General features: G+C 64.6%; 26 protein-coding genes and 3 pseudogenes. 17 read left to right on the forward strand and 12 right to left on the reverse strand.

Annotation, left to right across the window (positions count from 1 at the left end; translation table 11 throughout):
* Positions 1-18: 18 nt before the first annotated feature.
* A complete protein-coding gene (locus LV780_RS20250; RefSeq protein ID WP_117345228.1) occupies positions 19-1,035 on the reverse strand; it encodes a stealth family protein in 1,017 nt (338 codons plus the stop codon).
* A gap of 592 nt (positions 1,036-1,627) precedes the next feature.
* Here LV780_RS20250 and LV780_RS20260 point away from each other — a divergent pair.
* From LV780_RS20260 to LV780_RS20270, 3 genes are all read left to right on the forward strand, one after another.
* Positions 1,628-1,885 carry a hypothetical protein gene (locus tag LV780_RS20260; RefSeq protein WP_233864239.1) on the forward strand — a complete coding sequence of 86 codons (258 nt, stop codon included), beginning with the start codon at positions 1,628-1,630 and terminating at the stop codon, positions 1,883-1,885.
* Positions 1,886-2,373: 488 nt separating this feature from the next.
* The gene (locus LV780_RS20265; RefSeq protein WP_181969651.1) at positions 2,374-2,823 is read left to right on the forward strand and encodes a hypothetical protein; all 450 of its coding nucleotides are present in this window, start codon (positions 2,374-2,376) and stop codon (positions 2,821-2,823) included.
* A gap of 233 nt (positions 2,824-3,056) precedes the next feature.
* Positions 3,057-3,944 carry a metallophosphoesterase gene (locus LV780_RS20270; protein WP_117345229.1) on the forward strand — a complete coding sequence of 296 codons (888 nt, stop codon included), beginning with the start codon at positions 3,057-3,059 and terminating at the stop codon, positions 3,942-3,944.
* Between the two features lie 105 nt (positions 3,945-4,049).
* Here LV780_RS20270 and LV780_RS20275 read toward each other — a convergent pair whose 3' ends face one another.
* The gene (locus LV780_RS20275) at positions 4,050-5,867 is read right to left on the reverse strand and encodes a DUF6634 family protein (RefSeq protein WP_117345230.1); all 1,818 of its coding nucleotides are present in this window, start codon (positions 5,865-5,867) and stop codon (positions 4,050-4,052) included.
* 740 nt (positions 5,868-6,607) lie between these two features.
* Here LV780_RS20275 and LV780_RS20280 point away from each other — a divergent pair.
* The 7 genes from LV780_RS20280 to LV780_RS20315 all read left to right on the forward strand — a co-directional run bounded on the left by LV780_RS20280 (position 6,608) and on the right by LV780_RS20315 (position 11,753).
* Positions 6,608-7,060, forward strand: a complete 453-nt coding sequence (locus LV780_RS20280) for a hypothetical protein (RefSeq protein WP_011910945.1) — start codon at positions 6,608-6,610, stop codon at positions 7,058-7,060.
* A gap of 13 nt (positions 7,061-7,073) precedes the next feature.
* The gene (locus LV780_RS20285; protein ID WP_117345231.1) at positions 7,074-7,577 is read left to right on the forward strand and encodes a hypothetical protein; all 504 of its coding nucleotides are present in this window, start codon (positions 7,074-7,076) and stop codon (positions 7,575-7,577) included.
* 5 nt (positions 7,578-7,582) lie between these two features.
* On the forward strand, positions 7,583-8,149 hold the full coding sequence (locus LV780_RS22150) for a type II toxin-antitoxin system RelE/ParE family toxin (RefSeq protein ID WP_407647929.1): 567 nt from the start codon (positions 7,583-7,585) through the stop codon (positions 8,147-8,149).
* Complete coding sequence (locus tag LV780_RS20300) at positions 8,067-9,005, forward strand: hypothetical protein (RefSeq protein ID WP_011910942.1); 939 nt, start codon at positions 8,067-8,069, stop codon at positions 9,003-9,005. Before LV780_RS22150 ends, LV780_RS20300 begins: the two co-directional genes overlap by 83 nt.
* 287 nt (positions 9,006-9,292) lie before the next feature.
* The gene (locus LV780_RS20305; RefSeq protein ID WP_011910941.1) at positions 9,293-9,655 is read left to right on the forward strand and encodes a hypothetical protein; all 363 of its coding nucleotides are present in this window, start codon (positions 9,293-9,295) and stop codon (positions 9,653-9,655) included.
* 485 nt (positions 9,656-10,140) lie between these two features.
* Complete coding sequence (locus LV780_RS20310; protein ID WP_011910940.1) at positions 10,141-10,431, forward strand: helix-turn-helix domain-containing protein; 291 nt, start codon at positions 10,141-10,143, stop codon at positions 10,429-10,431.
* Complete coding sequence (locus LV780_RS20315; RefSeq protein ID WP_117345232.1) at positions 10,428-11,753, forward strand: type II toxin-antitoxin system HipA family toxin; 1,326 nt, start codon at positions 10,428-10,430, stop codon at positions 11,751-11,753. Before LV780_RS20310 ends, LV780_RS20315 begins: the two co-directional genes overlap by 4 nt.
* 84 nt (positions 11,754-11,837) lie before the next feature.
* On the opposite strand, the pseudogene LV780_RS20320 reads toward LV780_RS20315, so the two are convergent.
* From LV780_RS20320 to LV780_RS20330, 3 genes and pseudogenes are all read right to left on the reverse strand, one after another.
* Positions 11,838-11,939: pseudogene (locus tag LV780_RS20320) on the reverse strand (IS5/IS1182 family transposase); the annotation flags it as partial.
* A 335-nt stretch (positions 11,940-12,274) separates the two neighbouring features.
* Positions 12,275-13,627, reverse strand: coding sequence for a type II toxin-antitoxin system HipA family toxin (locus LV780_RS20325; RefSeq protein WP_117345233.1), 1,353 nt, complete (start codon positions 13,625-13,627; stop codon positions 12,275-12,277).
* A 1-nt stretch (position 13,628) separates the two neighbouring features.
* A complete protein-coding gene (locus LV780_RS20330; RefSeq protein WP_011910936.1) occupies positions 13,629-13,877 on the reverse strand; it encodes a helix-turn-helix domain-containing protein in 249 nt (82 codons plus the stop codon).
* Between the two features lie 342 nt (positions 13,878-14,219).
* Here LV780_RS20330 and LV780_RS20335 point away from each other — a divergent pair, with 342 nt between their 5' ends.
* Together LV780_RS20335 and LV780_RS20340 are read left to right on the forward strand one after the other, a co-directional pair.
* Positions 14,220-14,576 (forward strand): TA system antitoxin ParD family protein, encoded by a 357-nt coding sequence (locus LV780_RS20335; RefSeq protein ID WP_101339594.1) that lies wholly within the window; start codon positions 14,220-14,222, stop codon positions 14,574-14,576.
* Positions 14,573-15,160: a zeta toxin family protein gene (locus LV780_RS20340; RefSeq protein ID WP_117345234.1), complete on the forward strand. Its 588-nt coding sequence runs from the start codon at positions 14,573-14,575 to the stop codon at positions 15,158-15,160. Before LV780_RS20335 ends, LV780_RS20340 begins: the two co-directional genes overlap by 4 nt.
* Before the next feature lie 98 nt (positions 15,161-15,258).
* Here LV780_RS20340 and LV780_RS20345 read toward each other — a convergent pair whose 3' ends face one another.
* Complete coding sequence (locus LV780_RS20345) at positions 15,259-15,507, reverse strand: hypothetical protein (RefSeq protein ID WP_117345235.1); 249 nt, start codon at positions 15,505-15,507, stop codon at positions 15,259-15,261.
* Between the two features lie 59 nt (positions 15,508-15,566).
* Between LV780_RS20345 and LV780_RS20350 the strand changes: the two are divergent.
* Positions 15,567-16,029 (forward strand): annotated as a pseudogene (locus LV780_RS20350) (IS5 family transposase); the annotation flags it as partial.
* 79 nt (positions 16,030-16,108) lie between these two features.
* On the opposite strand, the gene LV780_RS20355 reads toward LV780_RS20350, so the two are convergent.
* Entirely contained in the window at positions 16,109-16,480 is a 372-nt protein-coding gene (locus LV780_RS20355; protein ID WP_143542796.1) for a glycoside hydrolase family 32 protein, read from the reverse strand.
* 210 nt (positions 16,481-16,690) lie between these two features.
* Here LV780_RS20355 and LV780_RS20360 point away from each other — a divergent pair.
* Positions 16,691-16,813: pseudogene (locus LV780_RS20360) on the forward strand (IS3 family transposase); the annotation flags it as partial.
* A 370-nt stretch (positions 16,814-17,183) separates the two neighbouring features.
* On the opposite strand, the gene LV780_RS20365 reads toward LV780_RS20360, so the two are convergent.
* Both LV780_RS20365 and LV780_RS20370 read right to left on the reverse strand, forming a co-directional pair.
* Complete coding sequence (locus tag LV780_RS20365) at positions 17,184-17,582, reverse strand: hypothetical protein (protein ID WP_117345236.1); 399 nt, start codon at positions 17,580-17,582, stop codon at positions 17,184-17,186.
* A gap of 621 nt (positions 17,583-18,203) precedes the next feature.
* A complete protein-coding gene (locus tag LV780_RS20370) occupies positions 18,204-18,521 on the reverse strand; it encodes an H-NS histone family protein (RefSeq protein ID WP_117345285.1) in 318 nt (105 codons plus the stop codon).
* Positions 18,522-19,091: 570 nt separating this feature from the next.
* Between LV780_RS20370 and LV780_RS20375 the strand changes: the two genes are divergently transcribed.
* From LV780_RS20375 to LV780_RS20385, 3 genes are all read left to right on the forward strand, one after another.
* Positions 19,092-19,622 carry a methanogen output domain 1-containing protein gene (locus LV780_RS20375; RefSeq protein ID WP_117345237.1) on the forward strand — a complete coding sequence of 177 codons (531 nt, stop codon included), beginning with the start codon at positions 19,092-19,094 and terminating at the stop codon, positions 19,620-19,622.
* Between the two features lie 77 nt (positions 19,623-19,699).
* On the forward strand, positions 19,700-20,656 hold the full coding sequence (locus tag LV780_RS20380; RefSeq protein WP_233864241.1) for a sensor histidine kinase: 957 nt from the start codon (positions 19,700-19,702) through the stop codon (positions 20,654-20,656).
* The gene (locus LV780_RS20385) at positions 20,653-21,114 is read left to right on the forward strand and encodes a response regulator (protein ID WP_117345239.1); all 462 of its coding nucleotides are present in this window, start codon (positions 20,653-20,655) and stop codon (positions 21,112-21,114) included. The genes LV780_RS20380 and LV780_RS20385 overlap by 4 nt, the downstream gene beginning before the upstream one ends.
* 142 nt (positions 21,115-21,256) lie before the next feature.
* Here LV780_RS20385 and LV780_RS20390 read toward each other — a convergent pair whose 3' ends face one another.
* From LV780_RS20390 to LV780_RS20400, 3 genes are all read right to left on the reverse strand, one after another.
* Entirely contained in the window at positions 21,257-21,505 is a 249-nt protein-coding gene (locus tag LV780_RS20390) for a PIN domain-containing protein (RefSeq protein WP_117345240.1), read from the reverse strand.
* A 154-nt stretch (positions 21,506-21,659) separates the two neighbouring features.
* Complete coding sequence (locus tag LV780_RS20395; RefSeq protein ID WP_011910924.1) at positions 21,660-22,172, reverse strand: hypothetical protein; 513 nt, start codon at positions 22,170-22,172, stop codon at positions 21,660-21,662.
* Positions 22,173-22,309: 137 nt separating this feature from the next.
* Positions 22,310-22,681, reverse strand: a complete 372-nt coding sequence (locus tag LV780_RS20400; RefSeq protein ID WP_233864243.1) for a hypothetical protein — start codon at positions 22,679-22,681, stop codon at positions 22,310-22,312.
* Between the last annotated feature and the right edge of the window lie 343 nt (positions 22,682-23,024).

Genomic DNA, 23,024 nt, shown 5'->3' on the forward strand with positions numbered 1-23,024 from the left:
CGCACACAGGCTCCGACATCAGGCCACTGCCTGATCGTCCCTGTCGACCTGCGACCTCGTGTCAGCAGGCAGATGGCTCGCGAATTTCGCCCGCATGACCCTCGTGAACTTCGCGCGCCATTTCGGCTCGAATTCGTCCAGGCTCTGCACACAACCGTACGCTATATCGGGGCGAAAAAGTTGCGCCAGAAGATCCCTGTTCACGGTTTGCGGGCGAAGATAGGCGCAGCCAAGGGGGCTGCGCACCACCGCATTTCCGGAAGCGATTTCCAGATGATTTACGAGGCCAACGGGCAGGAACTGGTCAATGCTGCGAAACCTGTGTTGCACCTGGCGAGCCAGGACGTCGGGATTTTGCGCGAAGAATTCACAAAGCGTACGGCGTCTGATGATGTGAGGGTGGTGGCCAATCTCCAGATACTGGCTCAGTCCTGCCAGCTTTGCGGCATGCATTTGCGCCGTCCTGAAGTGTGCAGATATCCGGCGGTTTCTAAAAATCTTGCAGCGCAAGTTTCTCAGCCGGTACTTTGCTTCCAGCGGCCAGATGGGGCGCATTTTGCCACGAAGGACAATCTTCCCATCCGCGCCGATCAAGTCGGATCTCGCGATGGGGGCGTTCAGGAAGACGTCATCGTTGAAGTACAGGAAATGCTCGGACAGATTCGGAATTGCCCATAGCATCGTCTCGATGGTCAGAGAATTGAACGTTGGCAGAGCTTCGGGAATGCCCTGGAAAATCTCGGTATGATCGACCACGACGATCCGATCTTCGGAGCATAGTCCTGACGCCGAGAAGCTGGACAGCCCTTCAGGCTGTTGGGAGGCTGTGACTACATGGATCCTGTTTATGAAGGGTGCGTACTTGAGGATCGACGCAATGCAGTAGTAGATCTCGCCCAGGTTGTTGAACCGGGTTTCATACGTGCCGTTGCTGTTGTGGGGTCGCCCCTCCGCCTGTATTGCAGCCAACCTTGCCGCTCTATGCTCGGGGTCCGCACCATCGACCCAGGTGATAACTGCATCAATCTTCGTCATCGGATTGCCGTTAAAAAATTCAGATTTCTTGTCTACGGTGCTGCGTCGCGGATTTCAATTTCTTGATCGCGAAGCGACATATTGTCGCTATGCGCGGTGGCGAACCGCCCCAAGTGCGGATTGCCATGGGATCGAGCGCCCCTACAAGGCAGATCATGATCTTGAAAGCGCTGTTCGCAGTACCATTGCTTCTTTTTATCAACAGCGTTTCAGCTGTTTGTTCGGCCCGGCCAAAACAACTTCATCTTCTGCGGGTGACCATGGACGATTGGACAGACAGGTTGGAAGACTACTGGCCTGGCCCGGAGAAATAGCAGTCAGCGCCTCCTTTCGGCGGCTCGCAGGATCATCCGCGCGGGGCAGTCGGTGACAGATGCGCGCGCGGGGCGCGCGGTGATGGAGGAGCCGGCGCACCTTGATCCGCGCGTCTGGGAGAGCGCAGGTACCTCTGGCGGCAGGCTGATGGATCCGCCTACGCCGGTGGCGCCTTCCCTACGGAGGAGACCTCCGCAATGTTCCAGAACCAGTCCTCGTCGAGATTCTCGATCCGTTCGCGAAGCACGATGCGACTGGAGCAGTGATCGAACAGCGCATGGCACTGCGGCTCGTCATCGTGGCGTGCCGTGTAGAGGATGCCGTCCATCCGCGGGAAGGCGGCGCGCAGCGCCTTCGACCATTCCTGCGGCAGATCGTAGGGCAGGCCGCCATGCGTGACCTCGGCGGTCGCACCCAGGCGGCCAAGACCTTCGCCGCAGAGCTACACGAGATGCAGCTCGGATCGAGCCTCGAGCCGCGCACAGGCACGGTTCCGAAGCCGGTCGTTTCGTCGATCAGGTTGACGCCGGGATGACGCAGGAAGGTGTCCGCGAAAGCACCTCTGACGGTCATGGTCGTGTACATGACATCATAGGTGCCGTCGGGAGCGTTCAGCCGGCCGGAGCGCGACCGATCGAAATACACAGGATCGAAACCTGCCGCATGAAAGCGGTGGAGGCTGTGTCCGGCTGGCAGGACGACGACAGAAGTCACGTTCCCCCTGCCCCGCTGTGCCGACAGGGGGGTAAATGGCCCTGAGAGCGCCGCGAGCCCAGCCTCCCCTCTTCATCACCCGCATGTGTCGTGCCGCACGTCAGACCCGATGAGCGGTGCCGGCAGTCCCGCCCGGCTCCCCGGCGAACCTGAACGGGTTGGGGATGACACCCTGATATGACCGAAGGCGTCTCCCCGCCCGAAAGAGAGATCATGTCGCCGCCCCCCCTGGATTACTGTCTCCACGCAGGTCGTTCGACCTGCCGTCAGGGAGAGGGATCCCTTCGACAGGCAAGGGGGGGGGTCTCGATGTTCAGAGCGATTGCGGATCAGGCGGAAGAACCTTGCGGCCCGGAGGGCCTGCCGCCTGCCCTGCCGGCCCGATGGGCCCGGCTTGCGGACCGGATCCGGCTCGAGTGGCAGGCCTCGTGGTTTCCCGACCGCCATCTTGTCATCCGGACGAGCTGGCTGAGCCGAAGGGTTCTTGCCACGATGGCCATCGTTCCGGTGCTGGAGCCGGTGAAGGGGAAGGTTTTCGAGCGCATTTCGGTGGCGGCACGGTCGGTCTTTCCGAATGCGCATGCCCCTGCCGACCGGCTGGACCTGTCCTTCTGCCGGGAACTCGACAATGTCGCCGCGCTCCACGAGGCCGAGGCGGAATTGAAGATGCGCTACGTCAGACTGCTTGCCGACCGCGAGAGCCGGGGAGAGGCGTGGGAGCATCTCGTCGAGGCCGCCACCCTTGCCGACCCTGCCTGATCCCGTGCCGTATCGTGGAACATGAAGGCGGAGCCCCGGCGGCGTTCGGGAGGGCTCCTGCCCTTGCCTGATCCGATCGCCTTGCCTGGGCTCCGCGGCACTCTTGTGGATGCGGAATGACAGAAGCATCTTGCCCATCCCTGTGGTCGCGGGGGCATTGATCCGGCAGGCGGCCAGCTCGAGCATCTCCCGGCATTGAGCAGCCGACGTCCCAGATCCCACGGAGTGCCTCAATGGCCCACTTCTTCACCGCGGACCCGCACTTCGGCCATGAGGCCGTCATCGCGCACGAGCAACGGCCGTTTGCTTCGGTCGAGGCAATGAACGAGGCGCTGGTTTCAAACTACGCGGCCGCGATGACGGTCAGGGACGACCTCTGGATCCTGGGCGATTTCGTCCATGGCGCGAACGTGGCGCTGGCGACGATGCTCCTCGAGCGGATCCCGGGTCGGAAGCATCTGGTCCGTGGCAATCACGACCGCTCGACCATCGCGGCCCTTCCGGGCTGGGCGTCCGTCACGCCCTACCGCGAGATGGTGATCGACAGGCAGCCGCTCACACTCTGCCATTACCCGATGGCGTGCTGGAACGGGTCGCACATCGATCCGGCCGACGGCCGTGGCTCGGTCCAGCTCTTTGGTCATGTCCACGGGCTGACCCGCGGCTGGTGGCGCTGCGTCAACGTTGCGGTCGAGGTCTGGGACTGGAAGCCCGCGAGCCTGGCAGACATCATCGCACGCTCGTCCGAGAACTGTTTCGCAACGCCACTGCATGAGGACATATTCCCAGCCCGCCGCCGGGTGATCTCCTGCGCCACCTGTCACGGCGCGATCGACCGGGGTCGTGGCGATGGCGGCTACCGTTGGGACGGACCACGCATCGTCACCTTCCGCGGCCATCCCGTGCTGGAGCGGATCGCCGACTGGCCAGCCCGCGGCCCGGCGCCAATGGCCAGCGCTGAGGGCACCTTCTGCAGCGAATGCCTCGAAGTGGCGCTTGCCTACGGCGACGCGACCCTTGGGCAGCACTACCGCTTCGCGCCCGGCGTCACGCTGGATAAGATTGCCAGCGGATCCGCCAGTGCCGCAGGGTCAGCGGATGATGGGATCAAGAAATCATGAGTTCCATGTCGCTTGACGCGACCCTGGGTCTTTCCGAGACCGGGACTCCGCCCCTTCTCAGGTAGATCAAGGTGCGCCGGCTCCTCCAGCCAATGATCTGGATGGTCAGGAACGACGATGAGAGCGTACTTGAGCGCGGTCCGTGGCGATGATGTTTTGTACCTCGTCCAGAGTCAGCACATGGGTACGATAGCGTCCAACAGGCGGACCCCAACGCTCGATCAGGCTGTCCATGTCGGAGGGAGACCCGAGGCGGTACCAGCGGGTCACCGTCCGGGCCCAACGCACATCCGGATCGAGGCCACAAAGCCGGCTGGTGGTGCTCACCGGCCCGCAGCACCAGGGATGGCCCGAAGGAGTGCCGAGGAGGAAGCAGCCGCCGTAGCGGCTGTCGCGCACCGCCACCCAATCGTCCAGCCGCGGAGCATCTGCCAGATCGAGGTCGGCGGGTCCTGCGGCTCCCAGCTGCAGCGACACCCTCCACAAGGCGTCGTGGGCCGCCGCCTGATGGCGCTCAAGGAAGAGGAGCCAGTCATGCAGGTAGGCGTGGTCTTCCCCGCCGATGACCGGGCAGGCCGATCCGATCATGTGCCGCTCGAAGTCGATCCGCAGGTCCGCGGGCACGTCGGAAAAACGGATCGCGCGGATGTTGCCCTCGTCGATCACCGGCAGCGTGAGGGATCTCAGCCTGGCATGGCGCTCCGCCTCGGGCGGTTCGCTTCGAGCCGGAACGGCACGGGCCGTCGTCCCGGCCGGTTCCTCGGACACAACCGTGCCTGGCAGTTGCTCCGCCGAGGCCGCCGCGTCCGCGGAGAGCGGGGCATCGGTGGCCTCCGAAAGCAGCCAGTCGAAGAGCGTGGCCTGCCGCTCGATCTCCGCGTCGGAGGGGCGCGGCATCGGCACACCCGCGGCGCCGGCGGCGAGGAGCAACTCGGCTCCGTCGCGCAGCCCGAGCGCCGCGCAGGCGCCGGCGGTCGTGAGCTGTCCGGCCGACCAGCGCCGCAGCGGATGCTCCGGCGCGAGCGGAGCCGCCGGGATGGAAGCATCGAAAGCGATCTGGCAGAGATCGATCAATGGCCGCTCGTCCACGCCCCGGACCTCGCCTGAATAGCCGATCGAGACGTTGCGGATCTCGGTGGTTCCCACCGACGCCGCAAGGCGGCGATGGGAATGGCCGAAAAGCCAGACAGCCGGGCGGCCGGCGGCAATGAGATCGCCGAGATCCGAATGGAAGGCCGGCGTCAGCTCGTCGACCGGGCCCGTCGTCGCGGGGTGCGGACCGTGGTGGGTCACGACAATGGTGCGACCCGCCTCGCCCGCGAAATGCGGCGTGGCCAGCGCGGCGGCGAGCCAGGCGCGGTGGTCCTGGTGGACGGCCACCGTGTCCTCCGGCACGATCGGCACGAAGCGCCGCCGAGCCTCCACGTCGAGCGCCAATCGCGCGTCGGGATCGGACTTCGAGATCCGGCCATAATCGTGGAGCCGGCGGCGCGCCATCTCCATGGCGTCCTCGGGCCGCCCGGCCAGCGCGAAATCGGTCCAGAGCGTGCAGCCGAAAATCCGGGTCGTGCCGTGGCGCAGCTCGCCCTTCTGCAGGAGCCGCGCCCCCGCCGCCTCGGCCAGCCGCCGCAACACGTCGTCGCCGTCGAGGGTGTGCATGTAGTAGTCGTGGTTGCCAGGCACGATGAAGACCCGCTCCGGCGGCAGCCGCCCGCTCAGGAAGGCCAGCGCCCGGGGCCAGTTCAGCTTCGGCACATCTGCGAGGTCACCGGCAATGATCAACGCGTCGGCATCACGCCAGAAGTCGGGCCCGACCGCCAGCGTCTCGAACGGATCACGCTGCCGTCTTGCGTGGCTGTCGTGGTGCAGATCGCCGAGTACGACAAGTCGGCCGGTGCGGTAGGGGATTTCGTGGTGGGTCATCTGCGGGCCTCCGCAACTGCGGCCCGAACGCCGGCCGCGGCCGAGATATCGACGCCGAGGCGCTGCGCTTCCGCGTGCAGGTCTCGTGGCAGGACGCCCCTCTCCCGGGCGTCGGAACTGCCTGCGTGAGGATCACGACCCATCCGGGCCGCGAACTCTTCCAGACGTCGAATGTCCGGCTTGAACCCGTCGCCCCGTCGAGGCGTGAGCCGCCAAGCGATCCACCCCATGCGGGTGACTGCCCCCGGGAGGTGGTCGTCTTCATCGGGCACTCGAGGCCTCCCTGGTCGTCGCGGTCCGATCGGCACGGCAAAAACGGGCGCCACGGGTCATACGCGGATCAAAAGCGCGGCATGGTCTGCCGGAACCCCTCGCACGGAGAGAGCTGCAAGTCAATATTATTGTTCATTTTCAGATGTTTGATGGATTTCATTTTCGCATTCGCAGGGACGGGCGGTGCATGCACGGCCATGGGTGGGCGCCTCCCCTTGAGGGACCGCGCGATGTCGGCAGCGGGCAGAACGCGCGGCTGGCCGGCACAATCGCGGAGAACGTGCGGCCGCCGCAGATAGCGACCTGCTCCGCCGGATTGCCGGCAAACTGGTCGGCGCAGGAGATCTGGTCGGTTCAGTGACCTGAACACGTCACTTCCCAGCCCTCCCACCCAGGTCCTGTCCGATTGACATCGAGAGAGTGCCCGCTATGTTCCAGAAAGTTCCGGATTCTTGAAGGAGCCGATGATGACCGCGATGGAAACCCCGCGCTTCAAGGGCGAAATCAGCGCTCAGGATGATCTGCGCACCAACGCCAAGGGCGGGAGCTTCGCGGCGATCCTGAAGAAGCGTCTCGCGACCGCTCTCGGGCTGGCAGATGCCCCGGGCGGGCAAACCCAGATTCTGGCCGCGGCCACAGTGGAAATCGACAGCGCGCACAGGCTGCTTCTCATGACCGCGAAGGAGTCGTTCGGCACGACCATCCAGGTTCGCCGCACCGGCAAGCACAGCGTGGAGCTCTCGGTCCTGGAGGAGGAGACAGACGAGATCGACGAGGTCGCCGCGAGCTTCGTGGAATTCAAGAAGAAGCTGTTCGCCCGGGGCCGCCTGAACCTCACGGCGCCAATGGACGCTGACGCCTTCGAGGCGTTGGCCGATCACGCGCTGGCAGAAGCCCAGGCTCGCCACCGGGCGGGTTGATCCCGACGTCAGGATGCAGCTCGTTCTCGACACGGACAGCTTCGAACGGCCTTTTCTGGCCGCTTTCGACGAGACGGTTGGTGCCTTGGAGAACGCGGGGCGTATCGTGTCCGGGGCTGCGGCCCGCGCGGAGATGGCCAAGCGGGACCTCGACGACCTCAAGACATTCAAGGCGGAGGTGGTCCGCCATCTGCGGGCGGGGACGCTCGCCAGCCTCCCGGCCCTGCGTGCCGCTTACCGCCGCATCCGACACTGCCACCACCTCACCGTCGGCCCCTGGACGGGGGTGTTCCTGATGGATCCGGACGGGGTGCTCGCGATCGGCCTGGTGTTTTCCAAGGCCCCGCACAGCTTCCTGGACCGCCTTCATGAACTCGTCAACGTGCGATTGGCGGTGCTGGACCAGGCGCTGGCGCGCGGCATCGGCGATGACGAGGCAGGACGGACCAGGCCGCTGGCCGATGTCATCGCGCGCCTTGAGCGCAAGTATGAAGTTACGGGTCGGTCCACGGATTGAAGGTCGTGATCACCGCCGAGGCCGAGGCGGACCTTGAAACGATCGGCGACTACATTGCCCGAGACAACCCCGTGCGGGCGCTGAGCTTCCTACGTGAACTCTACCAGCTCTGCCTTGACATTGCCGACATGCCGCAAGCTTGGCCGAGGGGGTCTGCTGCCGGAGGGGGCGGCGCGAGCCCGTCTTCCGCGTCCGGCAGCACTCGCTCGAGCCACGGCTGCCACGGCTGGACACCGGGTGGACGGCCGGGTGCCGGAACGGTGCGGAATTCTGGCGCCGGATGCAGGCGGCCGGATTCAGCGGCAGCCTGCGCGGCGTCACGCAGTGGGCGACACGCCGGCGGCGGGCAGAAACGTCCCGCAGCGCACTTCCGGCCCGCTGCCCGGCGCCGTACAGGCGACAGGACCGGACATCCGAGTTCCCGTGCCATTTTTCTGGTTCAATACTACACCAACATGAGATACTTGGCGGGACGAAAAGAGGTATTCCATGGCGGACCCACAGTTTTCCGAGGAAGAGCGGCGCACGATCGCCAGCATCTTCTTCACCATCTTCGACAAGCTCTCACTTGAGGAGATGCGCAGTCTCCTGGGCAATCGCATCGGCAAGTCCACGATCAACCGAGACAAGCAGGGTCTGCGCGAGCGCGCAGCGCCATCCTCGGCCTCTGCCGCGGCCTATGCCGCCGCCCTGGGATACGGCGACACGCTCAAGCCCGACGATTCGAACTTCATGCGCATGGTCGTCGACCGGGCAGTCAGCGCACGGCGCAGCTTCTTCGATGCCCAGCCGCTTCTGAGGCGCTTTACATCCGCCCGCCATCCCTATCCCGCGAAGACGATGGCGCGGTTGTTCCGGGCCATCGACGAGCGCCGATGGGACAGCGTGATCGACATCATCGAGACCTTCCGCGAAGGCGACACCGCGGACAAGCATGCATCCGTCGCGCCCTACTTCGAGTTTTACCTCGGCCTTTCCCATCGCAACCTGGGCGACATGACAAACGCGCTCACGCACTTCCGGGCAGCCTACGAAATGATCCCGGAGGGAACCAACGAGGAGCGCGACTTTCTCAGCCATGCCGCCGCCAACTATGCGCTGGCCTTGCAGGACAGCGCGGGGCCACTCCCCGAGCCAAAGGTGCTCGATCACCTTCTCTCGCTGGCCGTTGGCTGCATGCCCGAAAACTTCCCGGACGTCCTCGTCAATGCATTCGTCGTGGCCTCGCGAATGCCGAACGAGTATCTCGGGGTCACCGCCGAACGGATCGCCTCCAAGGTTCGCACGATGCGGGAAGCGGATGAAATCGAGCGGATTCGTGCCACTTTTATGGAACAAATCGAGTTGAGGGACCTTCGCGATGATGATATGTTCCAATACGTCATCGCCGCTCTCGACGAGCAGGTCGCAAAGGTCAAAGGAGCTTAGACAATGATGGACATTGTGCAGGGCTACCCGGTGCCTGGCAACTGGCGCCAGCCCCTCGAAGAGCAAGAGAAGGAAAAGGGCAAATAGGCCCCGCACCCGACCCTGGTGCGGGGACCGATCGGCACGCTGGCGCTCGTGGCAAGGCTCGTCCGGGCCAGGGGATTCCCATCCCACGACAGAAGCGGTGGTATCATACGATCACCGACCTCTTCTCGTCCAAGGCTTCTCCAGCCCCGGAGAAGGGTCCCGGTCCAAACCAGGGCTCACGCGTCGCCTTCATCGCGACGGTGCTGGCCGCAATCCTCTCGGGCGGCCTCATCGGCTATGGCCTCGCCCGCTCGGCTGACTGGGCCTGGAAAGCGGGCCTCGCTGGCATCGTGGTGTCGGTTCTGCTGGGCTTCCTGCTGACAAGGTCGCTTGAGAAACGCCTTTGGGCTCTCTTCTTCGCCTTCATGGCGGGAGCCGCCGGCTCATTGGCGGCACCGGTCTACAGCTTCGCCATCGTGGGCCAGATCGGCAATCCGACGACCGGAACAGGCGTGGCCGGAGATGGCACCCTTTCTTCGGGCGGCAGCATACTCGGCACGGTGATGTGGTTTGCCGGCGCACTGATCGCCGCGCGGCTGGCCTACCTCGAACGACGCCGGTAAGCACTCTCCCCGACCACGACAGCCCTTGGGGCTCGATCGGGCTTGTGGTGACAGGCCAGGCGGGCTTCGTCCAGAGAAGGCGCTCCGGGATCTTCTGGCTGAGGGCTGTGAGATCGAGGTCGTCTGCAAGGGCGGCACCGAGAAGCGCACAACAGATGGTGCGGGAGCTGGGTCACATTCGGGCCGTCCTGCAGAATGGCCGTTCGAGCAAGGTTTCGGTCACCAGGCGGACCCTGTTCAAGCAGCGCGAATTCAAGACGGTCGTCGGTCTCTTGAGTTTCCTCGTGGATATGGGCTTCAGGACGGCCCGCATCCCCGGGGCGCAGGTGGCGGGTCTGCCCCCCAGATCTTACCGAATAGGGGAAGATTGCACCGCATGATTGCTGAGATGAGGGGATTTACCGAATACAATAAAATTCTTGTGTTGCCCCTAGGTCGACCACATGTGTTACCGTAAAAGGTAACGCGATGTGTGAGGCGGGGACATGACGTCCAAACCCGAGGCGCAGATTTTGACCGAAGTCGGTCAGCGGATCCGTGTGCGGCGTGCGGCGGAGGGGCTCAATCTGGGGCAACTCGCCCGCCTGACCGGGATCAGCGGCCCAGCCCTGTCACTCATCGAGACAGGCAAGCGGGACGCCCGCCTGACGACCCTTGCCCGCATCGCCGCCGCCTTGCGCGTCCCGCTGGAGGCCCTGTTGGCGGATGGGACGCGGGAGCGGGAGACTGCCCGCCCGCCCGTCGGTGAGGGCTACGATCTCAAGGACTTCCTGTGACACGGCGGGTCCCGGTCTGGTTCGACAGGCTCCATCTGGCGGATATCGAGGTCGCAGCCGATGGCGCACTCTCGCTGCGCTATGCCGAGCGCTGGTGCCTCACCGACGGGGCGTTTCCACTCTCCGTCACCATGCCGCTGCGTGCCGAGCCTTATCCGTCCGAGGTCGTCGCGCCCTGGCTCGCGAACCTTCTGCCGGAAGAGGAGCCGCTCCGCATCCTGACCCGCTCGCTGGGGCTCGACCAGGCCGATGTACTGGCCCTGCTGGAACAGATCGGCGGGGATACGGCGGGGGCGCTGTCCTTTGGCACGCCCACGGACCGCGCCCGTTGGGCCTGGCGGTCGCTGACCGACCACTATGGCCGCGACGACCCGGCCGAGGCGCTCGAGCGTCATTTCGAAGATCTCGGGCGGCGACCCTTTCTGGTGGGAGAGGAGGGGGTTCGGCAATCGCTGGCGGGCGGCCAGAAGAAATCCGCCCTTGCGGTGCTGGATGCGCAGGGAAACCCCGTTCTGCGCCTGCCCGGACCGGACGATGTGCTGGCCATTCCCCTGAACGGTGCGCCCTCGACCCTGATCGTGAAGCCGGACAATCCGAACCTGCCGGGCCTGACCGAGAACGAGGTCTGGTGCCTGAGACTGGCCTCTGCCATCGGCATCCCGGCGGCGGAGGCGACGATCCTGCGGGCCTCGGGCCGCAGTGCCATTGCCGTCCTGCGCTATGACCGCAGACTGGGGCGACAGGGACAATTGCAGCGCCTGCATCAGGAGGATTTCGCGCAGGCCAATGGCCTGCCGCCGGGGCGGAAGTACGAGCGCGGCACGCGACCCGGACTCAATCTCGCCACCCTCCTGCGCACGGCACGGCATGTGAGCGTGACAGATGCCCTCGCGCTGCTCGACCAGGTGATCTTCAACATCCTCGTCGCCAACACCGACGCCCATGCCAAGAACTATTCCCTGATCCTGCCGATTGCCGGGCCACCGCGTCTGGCACCGCTCTATGATGTCTCCTCCGTGCTGTCCTGGCCGCATGTCGTGCAGGCCTACGCCCAGAACATCGCCGGAAAGAAGCGGACATCGGAGGGGATCGCGGCGCGCCACTGGGCAGCCATCGCCAAAGAGGTCGGCTATCGCCCGCGGGACGTGCTCAACCGTGTCCAGGACCTGATTGACAGGATCGTCGCGCATCGCGTCGGGGTGACGGAGGAGGTCGCGCGTCTGCCCGGCGCGACCGAAGGGTATGTGGCGCAGACGGCGGAGCTGGTGGACGGCAACGCGCTTCGGATGGCCGGGCGTCTTTACGGTCCAGTGTCGACTTAGTTCATCATTGTCGCGCCCAAGTTGACGAAGGCGAGAAGGGTGGCGTCGATCCCGGTCACCGGCCTTTCACCGAAGGCGCCGGTCTTATCCCACGGCTTCCGTGACGGGGATGCCGAGCGACGCGGTGAAGCCGTTGAGCACGGCGACGCGGACCTGGAACTCGGCGACCTGACGGTCGAAGTCCCGGGGGCCTGATGCGGGAGAGGGCAGAACAGCACTCTCATCCGCGGGCTGGTTGCCGCCTGCCTCTGCCCGATGCGGGCTTGCCTCCAAGAACGGATGTCTGTCCCAGCGTACGTGGAGGGTTCCTTGATCTTGGGCCGCCATCTCCAGCGTGCTGCACAGGCGCAGCCTGTGCTTTCCGTTCTACTACTCGAACCTGATCGAGGGACACACACGCGCCCGCGCGACATCGAACGCGTCCTCGCGGGGGCCGAGCTTGACAACCAAGATGGCCGGTTCTGGCCGCTGCGATCGGTTCGGTTGGTCGGCGTTGTTCTCCTTCATGTTGTCGGTGTCGCCTATGACTCGGAGTCCGCTGATGTGTCCTGCAACAGGTCCTTCATCTGTGCGGCTCGCTGAGCCGCATCGGATGCGATCGGTCCCTTGACGGCATCCGGCACCTGATCGCCGACCGCGAGCCGCGCCCGTTCCAGCGCGAGGTCGAGACGGTCGGTCATGTCGCGCAACAGCTTCAAGGTACGACCCTTGGGCAGGCCTGCGGCGCGACCCTGGGCCTCGAAATGGCGAGGCACGATTTCGTCGATGCCGTAATGGCCATCGATCGACATGGCGAGGCGGTAGCGTTTGCGCTGCAGCCGTCCGGCGTGCACGACCGGGGCAAGGCTCAGGATGTCGTAGAGGGGTGCGAGGCGGAAACGGCCGCGGTGCTGCAATTGCAGGCTGAAGTTCTTGGCGTGACCATCCGAGGCACCGATCAGAAAGAAGAAGATCTGCGCCCGGAAGAACGTCTCTCGATCCTCGATCGGCTGATCGGATTCCCGCAGGAGTTCCATGATCTGGGTGATGCCAGGGCCACCCAGCTTCTGGTATTTCAGAGCCGAAGGATATCCGAGGGACTGGCAGATATCCTCCTGTGGCAGGCGTTTCAGGATGTTGCCCTGCCAGGCCCGGTCGAACCGCTCGACGGACAGTGCCACCTGCTCGGGGAGCATGATCTTTTCGACCTGTGCGGTGGGCAGTCCGATTTCGCGAGCCAGCGTCATGCAGAACAGCTCGTTCTCGACACTGTCGCTCAGGTCGATCTGGTCCGGGCCGGGCAGGATGCCCATGGGTGTCTTGAAGATGTGGCTGGTGGGCGTGATGCCGCGAGGCTTCGCCCATTGACCGTTCACACGCAGATAGGCCGTCTTCTCCTGGGCTCCGGCAATGGAAATCCTGAAATCCTCGTCCTCGCCCTGAGCGAGCGGAGCTGCGGCGAGATTCTTCAGATCGGCAACCATCTCATCCTCCGAGATGGAGCGGTACTGCATGTCCTGCTCGGACGGGGTCTCGTCCACTGGCAGGAACTGGAGCGCGCCGACGCAGTCGCGACCCAGCACCGACAGGAGCGAGAAAGCGTCCTTGCCGGTCGCCCCCACGCGCGCGGCGATCTTCTCGCGCAGCTCTCCCTCTGCGTCCGGCAACAGGTTGTCGAAGGCCGCAATAACGGGCTCGCCCTGCCATTTTGTCTGAGTCAGCGGCAGGGCGCTGGCCACCGGGAACGCTTTGTCGGATGCCTGCCAGGCCGGATCGTAGACAAACGTGATGGCGCCGTCGATCGCGCGCATCAGGGTGCCGACCCTGGTCCGCTCATACCAGACGGCGGTCCGGCTTATGCGTTTGCGGTGACCGGGCCGGGCGTTGCGGGCCATCTCAGGATGGCTCCCTGTCGGTCACGCGGTTCGTCGCCGACAGTTCGGCACCGAGGGCCTCGAGGAGGCGCAGATAGACATCAAGGCTCGCCGAGACGACTCCGTTCTCGATGTCGGAGATCGTGGACTGTGCTGTTCCAGTCATCTCGCCCAGCTGCTTCTGACTCAGTTTGCGTGCCGTGCGGCGTGCACGCAGGACGGCCCCGGCCTGTCGCAGGCTTCGAATGGGGGATGAGGGTGATGTCGGCATGAGTGATTTATAGCTTATAAGCGATATATCGTCAATATAGCCCGTAAGCTATATGGCGATCTGGTTACATTTCGTGGATCCAACGGGGTACCGTCCGGGGGGGGGAAGATCCATGAGCGTCACTCCCTGTTGATGGGTTTTCTGAAGATGGCACGCGGTCACGAGGGTGCCGTTGTCGCCAACGATGGCGTAGGCGCCGAGCCAGGGCTCGATCAGCCGGAGCGAGCGCGCACCCCCGAGACAGGCCTTGGGATCGGGGCCAGCGCGCCGATCGTCGACCTGTCAACCTTGAACTTCAGGTAGCAAATTGCTACCTTTTCAAGATCGACAAGGGAATATCGGATGGCCCAGTCCGTCAAGCTCGCCGACGATGTCATGGCGCAGGTCCGCCGGGAGGCGGAGCTTCACAGCCGGTCGGTCGCAGGTCAGATCACCCACTGGCTGCGGCTCGGACAGGCCATTGAACAGTCCGGCGCCTATGACCATGCCCGCGTGACCGCCGCGCTGGAGGGTCGGCTCGATACGGTCGAGCTTGGCAAAGAGGAAGAGATCGCGTGGATCGACGCCTTCACCGAGAAGATGTCCCGCCCTTCCAGGACCGAACAGGCCTTCTTCGCCAAACGTCAGAGGCTTGGCCGGGGCGTCGGGCTTGATGCTGCCGGAAATCTCGTCCGCGCGGGGGGTGACGCGGCCGGATGAGACCCAGCCTCGTCCTGCTCGCCGGTCCGAACGGGGCTGGAAAGTCCACGCTCTACCAGACCCGGGTCGCGCCGGGCTTTGCAGGTCCGTTCATCAACGCAGACCTCATCCAGCGGGACGACCTCGGGGACGCCTCCATGGAGGCGTCCTACCGGGCGGCGGCCATCGCCGAGGAGCGCCGGACGAAACTGCTTGAGGACCGCAAGAGCTTTGCAACCGAAACCGTCTTTTCCCATCCGTCGAAGCTCGATCTTCTCGCGGCCGCGAGGGAGCGCGGCTATATCATCGTGGTCCTGCATGTCGGCGTAGGCGACCCGGAGCTTTCGGTCGCGCGGGTGAAGGGACGTGCGGCGGAAGGTGGCCATGACGTGCCCGAAGACAAGATCAGGGCCCGCTTCGACCGGGGCCAGCCGCTGATCCGTCAGGCCGTGCTCCAAGCCGATCGTGGCATGGTCTTCGACAACTCGGGCCTCAACGAGCCCCCGCATCTGGTCCTGCTCTTCGCCGGCGGACGTCTGGTTCAGGCAGAGGCCATCCTGCCGAACTGGGTTCTGACCGGCTACACCGACGACCTTCTCATCTGATCCTCTCAATCCATCAGCCGGGCGTTTGCGGTCGAGCTGGCGGCACTTCCGGATTGAAGATGGCCCGGGTGACCGGCACCCGGCTCTCTCCTCCGAGATCACGCGTCAGATGGCGCATACCGCTTCTCGAGCCCGGTGCGCCGGTCCACTCGGACCTCCACCCCATGCAGCCTCAGTACGGTAAGCACCCGGCGAAGGCCCCGGCCTGAGTGGTAGCTCGGAGCGGCTTGCTGGCTCGGCTTCCGGGGCTTGGGAGCTCGTTTCGTTGCCAGACGCTCGAAGCTGTCGAGGATGCGGCCGATGCCGACGTCGTCCGGCTCGAACTTGCTGGCATGGAGGTCCATCATCTCGGCGTGAGCCTCATTCGGATCGGCGCGAGCCTCGAGGAACTCGGCATAGCCGGGGGGCGGCCAACACGGCCTCCAGCCTGTGTGTAAAAAAGAGGGACGTGCGCGTCAGATAGATAGGACGAAGGGCGGCATGAACACCAAGCTGCATGCCGTCGCCGATGCGAAGGGCGGCCAATCGGGTTCTTCATGGCGGCCGGCCCGGTCAGCGACTACACTGGGGCCGCCGCCCTGCCGGGTAGCCTGCCGAAGGCCGACTGGATTTCGGCCGACAGGGGCTACGACGCGGACTGGCTGCGAGATGCGTTGAAAGACAAGGGGATGAAGGTCTGCATCCCGGGCAGGAAGACCCGCAGGAAGCCAGTGAGATACGACAGGCGGAGGTACAAGCGCCGCAACCGCATCGAGATCATGTTCGGGCGCCTCAAGGACTGGAGGCGCGTCGCTACCCGATACGACCGATTCCCGGAAACCTTCTTCTCTGCTATTGCCCTCGCAGCCATCGTCTTGTTCTGGCTCTGAAACTCAATGAGTCTGCAGCCTTGGGTCCAGCTACGGAGACGGTATTATCTGCCCTGCCCGAAATCAGACCGAACCAGCATCACCTAGTTACAGGGATTACGAAGCTGGCAGGATACTCGCGGTGCTTGTCCGTGATGGCATCCACAATGCCAAAATCAAGGAAGACGGCGCTTGCTACGATCTTTCCACCCATCGTGCTGGGAATAGCACCGATGGCCTCCTTGCCGCGAGCTGTCTTACAAGTGTACTGCAGAGGATCGTCGGATCGGCGAACTTGAACCACTGTCGGAATATTGACATTTTGGGTCTGCCGTTTGTTGCGCAGCACGCATGTTCCGGAATCTCCGGTGCTAAATGATAGCGCAACCGGCACATTATCGTCATTAGTCAATGTTGCGCATCCGGACAGGCACAGAGATGCTGAGATGACGAGCAGGATTTTCTGGGGCATTAATATCTAACTCTTGCGTTATCTACGAACATGCGAGGAACCCCTTATGCAACGAATGTAGCAGGGTTCGAGCACACGCGCCAAAAAGCTTAAACCTCGGATGACAGAAAGATCCAAGAGCTTTTTGCCGCATGCTGTTGATTTCCCCGGAGAAGTGACTCGATGGTCTTGATCAGCAGCCATTCCCCACCTTCCTCGCCGACCCACTTGCGCCCGCATTCATCGCTCGGCTAGCGTCCTCCGGCACCACGGGCGGTGGAGTGGCCGGCTTCGCCACCCGCACCCGCTACGCCGGCCACCTCAACCGTGGCGCCAAGACTTGTCATGAACTAAGATTAAACCGGACCACCCCATGGGGGCAGACCAATCACGGCCGACCGGAAAATGCTGGTCTACGCTGGTGAACGAGAGGATCCGGCGGCGACGGTTTACGCGCAATGCCTCTGGATGCCGCCGTGGGCCAGTTACGCAATCTGTCGTGCTCGTCGCACACCGAACGTGCCCGATGATGGGCTCCGAGGCTCGTTGGCAGCCAGATTCTGATGACGACAATCCGTCACATCACCCCCGGATATGGCCGAGCTAACATGGCCTTACCCTCAAGTCGGGATTTGTGGCCGCTTGGGATAGGCCGCAGCTCAGCTGTCCACCACTGTTGCTGCGGCCGACCTTCCTTCTCTCCTGCCAACGCCCATCGCGTCTCTCAGTTCAGGATCGGGTAGACCGCTCCGAACACCATGATCAGGAGCGGCGGTAGAACCAGATGACGCCTGCAGGGAACAACGGCCATGAAGGTGATGGCCAGAAGCGCCACCGCGCCGGCGTTTGCCAGCGCCAGGATCAGCGTCACGAAGGGTGCCCCCGCCGGTTCATGATTGAGGCCTGTTCCCGCCAACGTGAGCACGAAGATCAGATAAGCGGCCTCAACCGCCATGAGGCGGCGCCCCCTTCTGAGGGCGTTCGGCCGTAGCTCATCGAAGCGTGCGGCCCATGCGGGATTCTCGCAAAGGCGACTGTTCTGCTTCTGCCGGCGCAATCCATGCATATAGACCAGGGCCGCCATCACCGCCGAGAGCGAGGGTGACAAGAGGGTAAGGATCAAACCAGGTCTCCGGCTCGTGAGTGGACGCAGGGGTCATGCCAAGCTGCGCCTGGATTGCTCTTTGGCCGCGCCATCAGGGCGAGGGTTGATGAGGGTGATATGCCAGATCGCAGAGTCAATATTTGCCGGAGGGCGAACACGGCAAGGCGGTGTGTTTTACGGTCAGAAGGGCATGCGGGCGCGACCCCGGCATTTCCGGGCACGGCTGCTCTGGTCCCTGCGCGGCGGTCGCCTGCCGGTCTCTCCGAGCCGGTCACGCCGTGCGTGGTCCGATAGGACGCCTGTCTCCGTCCATCCGGGTAACGATCCGCACGCGGGCGAGCTGAGCGCGAGGGCCGTGCCGATCCGACGGCGGTTACCGTTCCGCATCAGGAGCGTGCTCTTCATCCTTGCCCACGAAGGACTTGTCCGCGCCAGGTTCGCGCGTGAGATCCTGGACGGTGGACAGGCAACCTGATCGAGCAGAAACCGCCCGCCGCAGAGACGTCTTTCCCGCAGCCGGCATTACCGGGCCGGGAGGGGCGGCATTTCTCCCCGGCCCGATAATACCGGGTGCGCCGGGATCGGGGACCTTTTCGGGCCGGAACAGGAACTGTCCCAGGCCCGGTCAGATCGGATCAATCAGATCCTGAGATCGTCGGGGGACTTGCCGGCGGCAATCGCCGCCAGGAACCAACGTGGCTTGCGGCCCCGTCCGGACCAGGTGTCGGCGGGATCGAGAGGATTGGCATATTGGGCGGGAACGGCCGACCGCTTGCGGACGGGCGCGCCGCCCACCAGTTCCGCAAGCGTAAATCCCATCTGGCGCGCCCGGCTCTCGAGGTCCTCCAGGGCCTGCCTCCTGCGGCGATCCTCGTGGGTGGCAATGGCCTTTGCGATCTGTACCTGCAGGCTTTTGAGCTCCTTCAGCGACAGATCATTCAACTCGATGGCGGACAATTTTCCGTACTCCCTGACTTGAACGGATTGCCCCCCTGCGTAATGGGCGTCTTGCGGCATGACAATTCCGCTTGTGGCCAAATTGCGGAAAATCTCTCTGGGAGCCTGCCGCATGTCCGCCCGGATTTTCGGGCGACAAACGCGAACGACAGGAAAGTCCTGTGCAACGAGGCTTGTCCGGAAAACAATCCGGAAAATTGTCCGCACTGACCTGCAAATCCGGAAAGGGTTTGCCCCGACCAGAGGAAGATCCTGCGCATCGGGGCCAGGATAGCCCAACACGACGCCTGGGAAAGCATTCGCCCGAACGGATCCGGAAGGGCCTCGGCCTCGCATGAGGCAAGTTCCGCGTTCACGAGGTTCAGGATCTCACCCTTGTCGACCGCGGGAAAACGGGCCGTCGCCGGAGGAAGCCGCACCCGTTCCCCGGGAGGCGCCATCGGCAGCTTCGACAGTGTGGACCGTGAGCGTAGAGTGCGCCGGCGGCCGCCAGCGCGCTGGCAAGTTCCTTCGGCCCGTATCATAGTGGGGTTCGGGTTCAAGGCGCGGAGCAGAGGCGAGGGAGTTCCCATGGACGCAGGGGCGGACAAAGTCAGCGATCTTGCCGTGCCGCTGGACGCTGACGTCTTCCTGCGATCGCTGCTTCGGGAACTGGCCGGGACGCTGGAAAAGGTCGTCGGTCTCGACGAGGCCTCGGGCTATATCAGTATCGTCGGCGGCATCATGGGCGAGCATATGAACGGCGCCTACCGCCGCGCGCTGCAGGTCGAGACGCTGACCCGGGAGCAGATCGGCGAGGTGCTGGTGGATCTCAAGCGGCGCATCGAGGGCGACTTCCACATCCTCGAGGAGCGCGAGGACCGGGTCGTGTTCGGCAACCGGCGATGCCCCTTCCGCGAGCATGTGCTGGGACGACCGTCGCTCTGCATGATGACCTCCAATGTCTTCGGCTCGATTGCCGCCGAGAATCTTGGCTACGCACGGGTCGACATCGAGCAGTCGATCGCGGCAGGCGATGCCGGCTGCCGCGTGACAGTCTATCTGACCCCGAAGGAGATGCCCGAACCCAACGCACGCGAGTATTTCCGGCGGGAGGAATGATGGCGGCAGGGGTCGAGCAGTCGCTTCTGGATTTTTTCCAGGAGCCGGTCTTCCTTCTGACGCCGCAGGGCCGGATCATGCGTGTCAACGCGGCCGGCGTCCGGCTGGTCGGCGGCGACCCCACCGGGGAGCATCTGGGGTCCCGTCTCGAGACGTCCCCCGAGGAGCTTCGGGCCTGGCTGCGGTGCTGTTCGGGAACGTCGAGTCCCGTGGCAGGCCAATGGCTGTTTCGTCAGCCGGACGGCGCGGCCCGGCGCCTGCGGGTGCATGGCGCGCGGTTGCGCGAGGCGGATGGGCAGGTCCTGATCGCCGCGCGCTGCACGGTGCCGGAAGCGGACCGTTTCTCGTTGCTGAAGAAGGAGGTCGCTCAGCTGAACGCCGAGGCGCATGCGCGCCGTCAGCGCCAGGCACTTCTGGAAGAGGCGCTGCACCGCAACACGATCCTGCTGCGCGAGCTCAACCATCGGGTGAAGAACAATATCCAGCTCATGGTCGGGCTCTTCTCGGCCGCCATCCGCGAGACCGGATCCCGCGAGGTGAGGGACGCGCTTCAGGCCGCCAACCAACGCCTCCTTTCCGTCAGCGCGGCTCAGGCGCTGATGTACGAGACGCAGCAGATAGCGACGGTCTCATCCGCCGCCTTCCTGCAGGCTCTGGCGCACGCATTCTCGGCGTCGTTCGGCCCGGAGGTGCGCCTCGAGGTTTCGGCGACCGAAGGACAGCTGACCAGTGACGCAACCTTCCCGCTGGCGCTGATCCTGAACGAGCTGGTGACGAACGCGGTCAAGCACGGGCTTTGCGGGCGGGAAGGTGTGGTGCGCATTGCACTAAAACGACAGGGCGACGAGTTCACGCTGATCGTGCAGGATGACGGCCCCGGCATCGCCACGGCCACGCCGGAGCGCCGTTCCTCGGGGCTCGGCCTCGTGAAGGGACTGTGTCGCCAACTGGGCGCCGAACTGAGGGTGGAAAACCGGAACGGGACGTGCATCACCGTGAGATTTACCGACAGCTGCGACGGGACCTGTCGATGACCCTTCAAAGCTTCGCCCCGCCTTCGGGCCCCAGGGACGCTGACAAGACAGCGGCGTCGGAAGAGGTCGTCGCCGGGCCGAAGCCGCTTGCGCGCATCCTCGTGGTCGAGGATGAGTGGCTGGTCGCTTGCGACATCGAGGCGGCGCTCGAAGCCGAGGGGCTGGACGTCGTCGGAATCGCCTCCAGTGCGGACGAGGCGGTCGGCATGGCCGAGGTTCACGGGCCTGATCTGGTGCTGATGGACATCCGGATCCGAGGCCGCCGCGACGGTATCGACGCAGCCCTCGAGATCAGCCGTCGCTTTGGTCTGCGGTGCCTCTTCGTGTCCGCCAATCACGACCCCGGCATGCGGGAGCGCGCGCAGGCCGCCCTCCCGCTGGGATGGGTGCCGAAGCCCTTCTCGGCCCCGCAACTCGTTTCAGCGGTCGGGAACGCGCTGCAAAGCCTTCGATCCTGAGAAGCCTCCCCTTTTCGGAGCGGCCACAGTAATCCGGCCACGGATTCCATGAGCATCCGGCCAGCCATTCCACGGCGATCCGGCCACCCTCATGGCCAGGTTCGGCGGGCGCGCCACGGCCGTGTCCTGCCGCGCCCGGCCGTCAGTCCCAGCGTTCGACCTGCAGATCCGCGACCTTGCGGCATTCCGAAAGCCGTCCGGCCACCAGGATCAGCCCCTGCGAGCGGGCATGGCCGGCCACCATCGCATCCAGGAGGCTGATGTGCTTCCGGCGCCGCAGGAGTTCAAGGCGGATGTCGTGACCATGCCGGGCCGCCAGCAGATCGAACTCCAGCACGTCCAGTTCGATGGGGGCTGCGGGAGAGAAACGCAGATCCCGCAGCCGTGTCATTCCCCAGACGGCCAGCCGGCAAGTGACGGCGCGAAGATGGTCCGGAAGCGGCGCTTGCGCAATATGACCATGAGATCAGGACGCCGTTCTTTCGCGAGCCCGACGCCCGCAGGCGGTCATGTTCCTCGCCGGGGCGGCAACCGGCACCGATGTCTCAGGTCCCGGATGTCGCCGCAATCACCTCGCACCCCCTTTCGGAGGCAAGGCCGCTCAACTCCCGCAGATGGCGGTGGAGGGCTTTCTCCGTCATGAACGTCTCCCAGGCGTAGCGATCGCGCTCCAGCCCCGGAGCGGGATGCGCGGACCAGAGCAGGACGAGCCAGGGCCACCCCTTGAAAGGCGGGGCATATACCGCGACACTGATGCCCGCATCGGGCCTCAGCGCCATGCCCGAGGCCTTGCGGGCAACCGCGCTGTCCGGGCCGCGCCGGAAGTCGAGCGCCCCTTGTGTGACGGGGCACGGCTTGTCCAGTTGTTTGAGGACATTCTCGCGCTCCTCGCGCGTCTCGCAGATCCATGTCTTCCAGCGCAGGCCGGGCGCACCTGACATGAGGGCGGGGACCTTCCCCATGACCACATCGGGCATGTTGGGCAGGTAGGCCTTGTAGACGGCGATGGGCATCCAGCTCCGGATCGGAGCGTTGAAAAGGTGATCCTTGGTGACCATGGGTGATGTTCCTTGGGATGTGGTGTGCCATCGGCTGATGGCCGGTTGCGGATTGCCCGGAGCGACCGCCGAGCGGCCGGTGACGGAAAGGGGGAGGCTTCGATCCCCCCCTTCGCCAGGCGATGGGACGATGCCGCTCAGTAGATCCGGTGGATCATGTGCTCCTGCTGCAGACCGTCCCGGCTGTAGACCAGCAAGGGCTGCCTGCAGGTGGACGGCCTGAGCGTGCGATCGAACATGTGCTGGTCGAGGAGGAGACGGAACGGCGTGCGGGTCAGGTCGTCGAACCAGATCGTGGCAACCGGACGGTCGTGCCAGAGTCCGGTTTCGATCTCGACATGATGGGCGGTCGCCATCTCCGGCAGGAAGCCGCGCTGGCAGTCAGGAACCAGCAGGCGCCAGGCCCCGGCGTTCCCGCTCATGGCAAACAGCCCGTGGCGGGCATGGATGGAATCCCAGTAGCAGGTCTGCTTGATCCGCATTCCATCGTTGATGACGGCATATGCCATTTCTTTCCTCCGTCGCGGGACGATCCCGCCGTGCCCTGAAGATCTCTCGCCAAGGGGCGATCCGTCAGTGGGGGGACACCTGAGGAGGAGGGCAGGCGCGCCCTCGCCCATGGCCCGACGGCACCCATAGGGGTGAGAAGGGTGCGCGCGGATTTCTTCAGGGCCGCAGGCTGACCGGCGCCGGCATCGATGGCCCCTGACGGCTGTGATCGACTGACCGGGATCCCGGCGCGGTGATGCTTCGCGAGGTGCTGGAGAGGCGCATCACGGGACGATGTGCGTCGCGACCGGGGGCTGCGATGGAACTGGTCCGTGCCGAAATCGCAGGCCGTCGAGCGCAGGC

The organism is Cereibacter azotoformans (genome assembly GCF_021391315.1).
GTDB classification, from domain to species: Bacteria; Pseudomonadota; Alphaproteobacteria; order Rhodobacterales; family Rhodobacteraceae; genus Cereibacter_A; species Cereibacter_A azotoformans.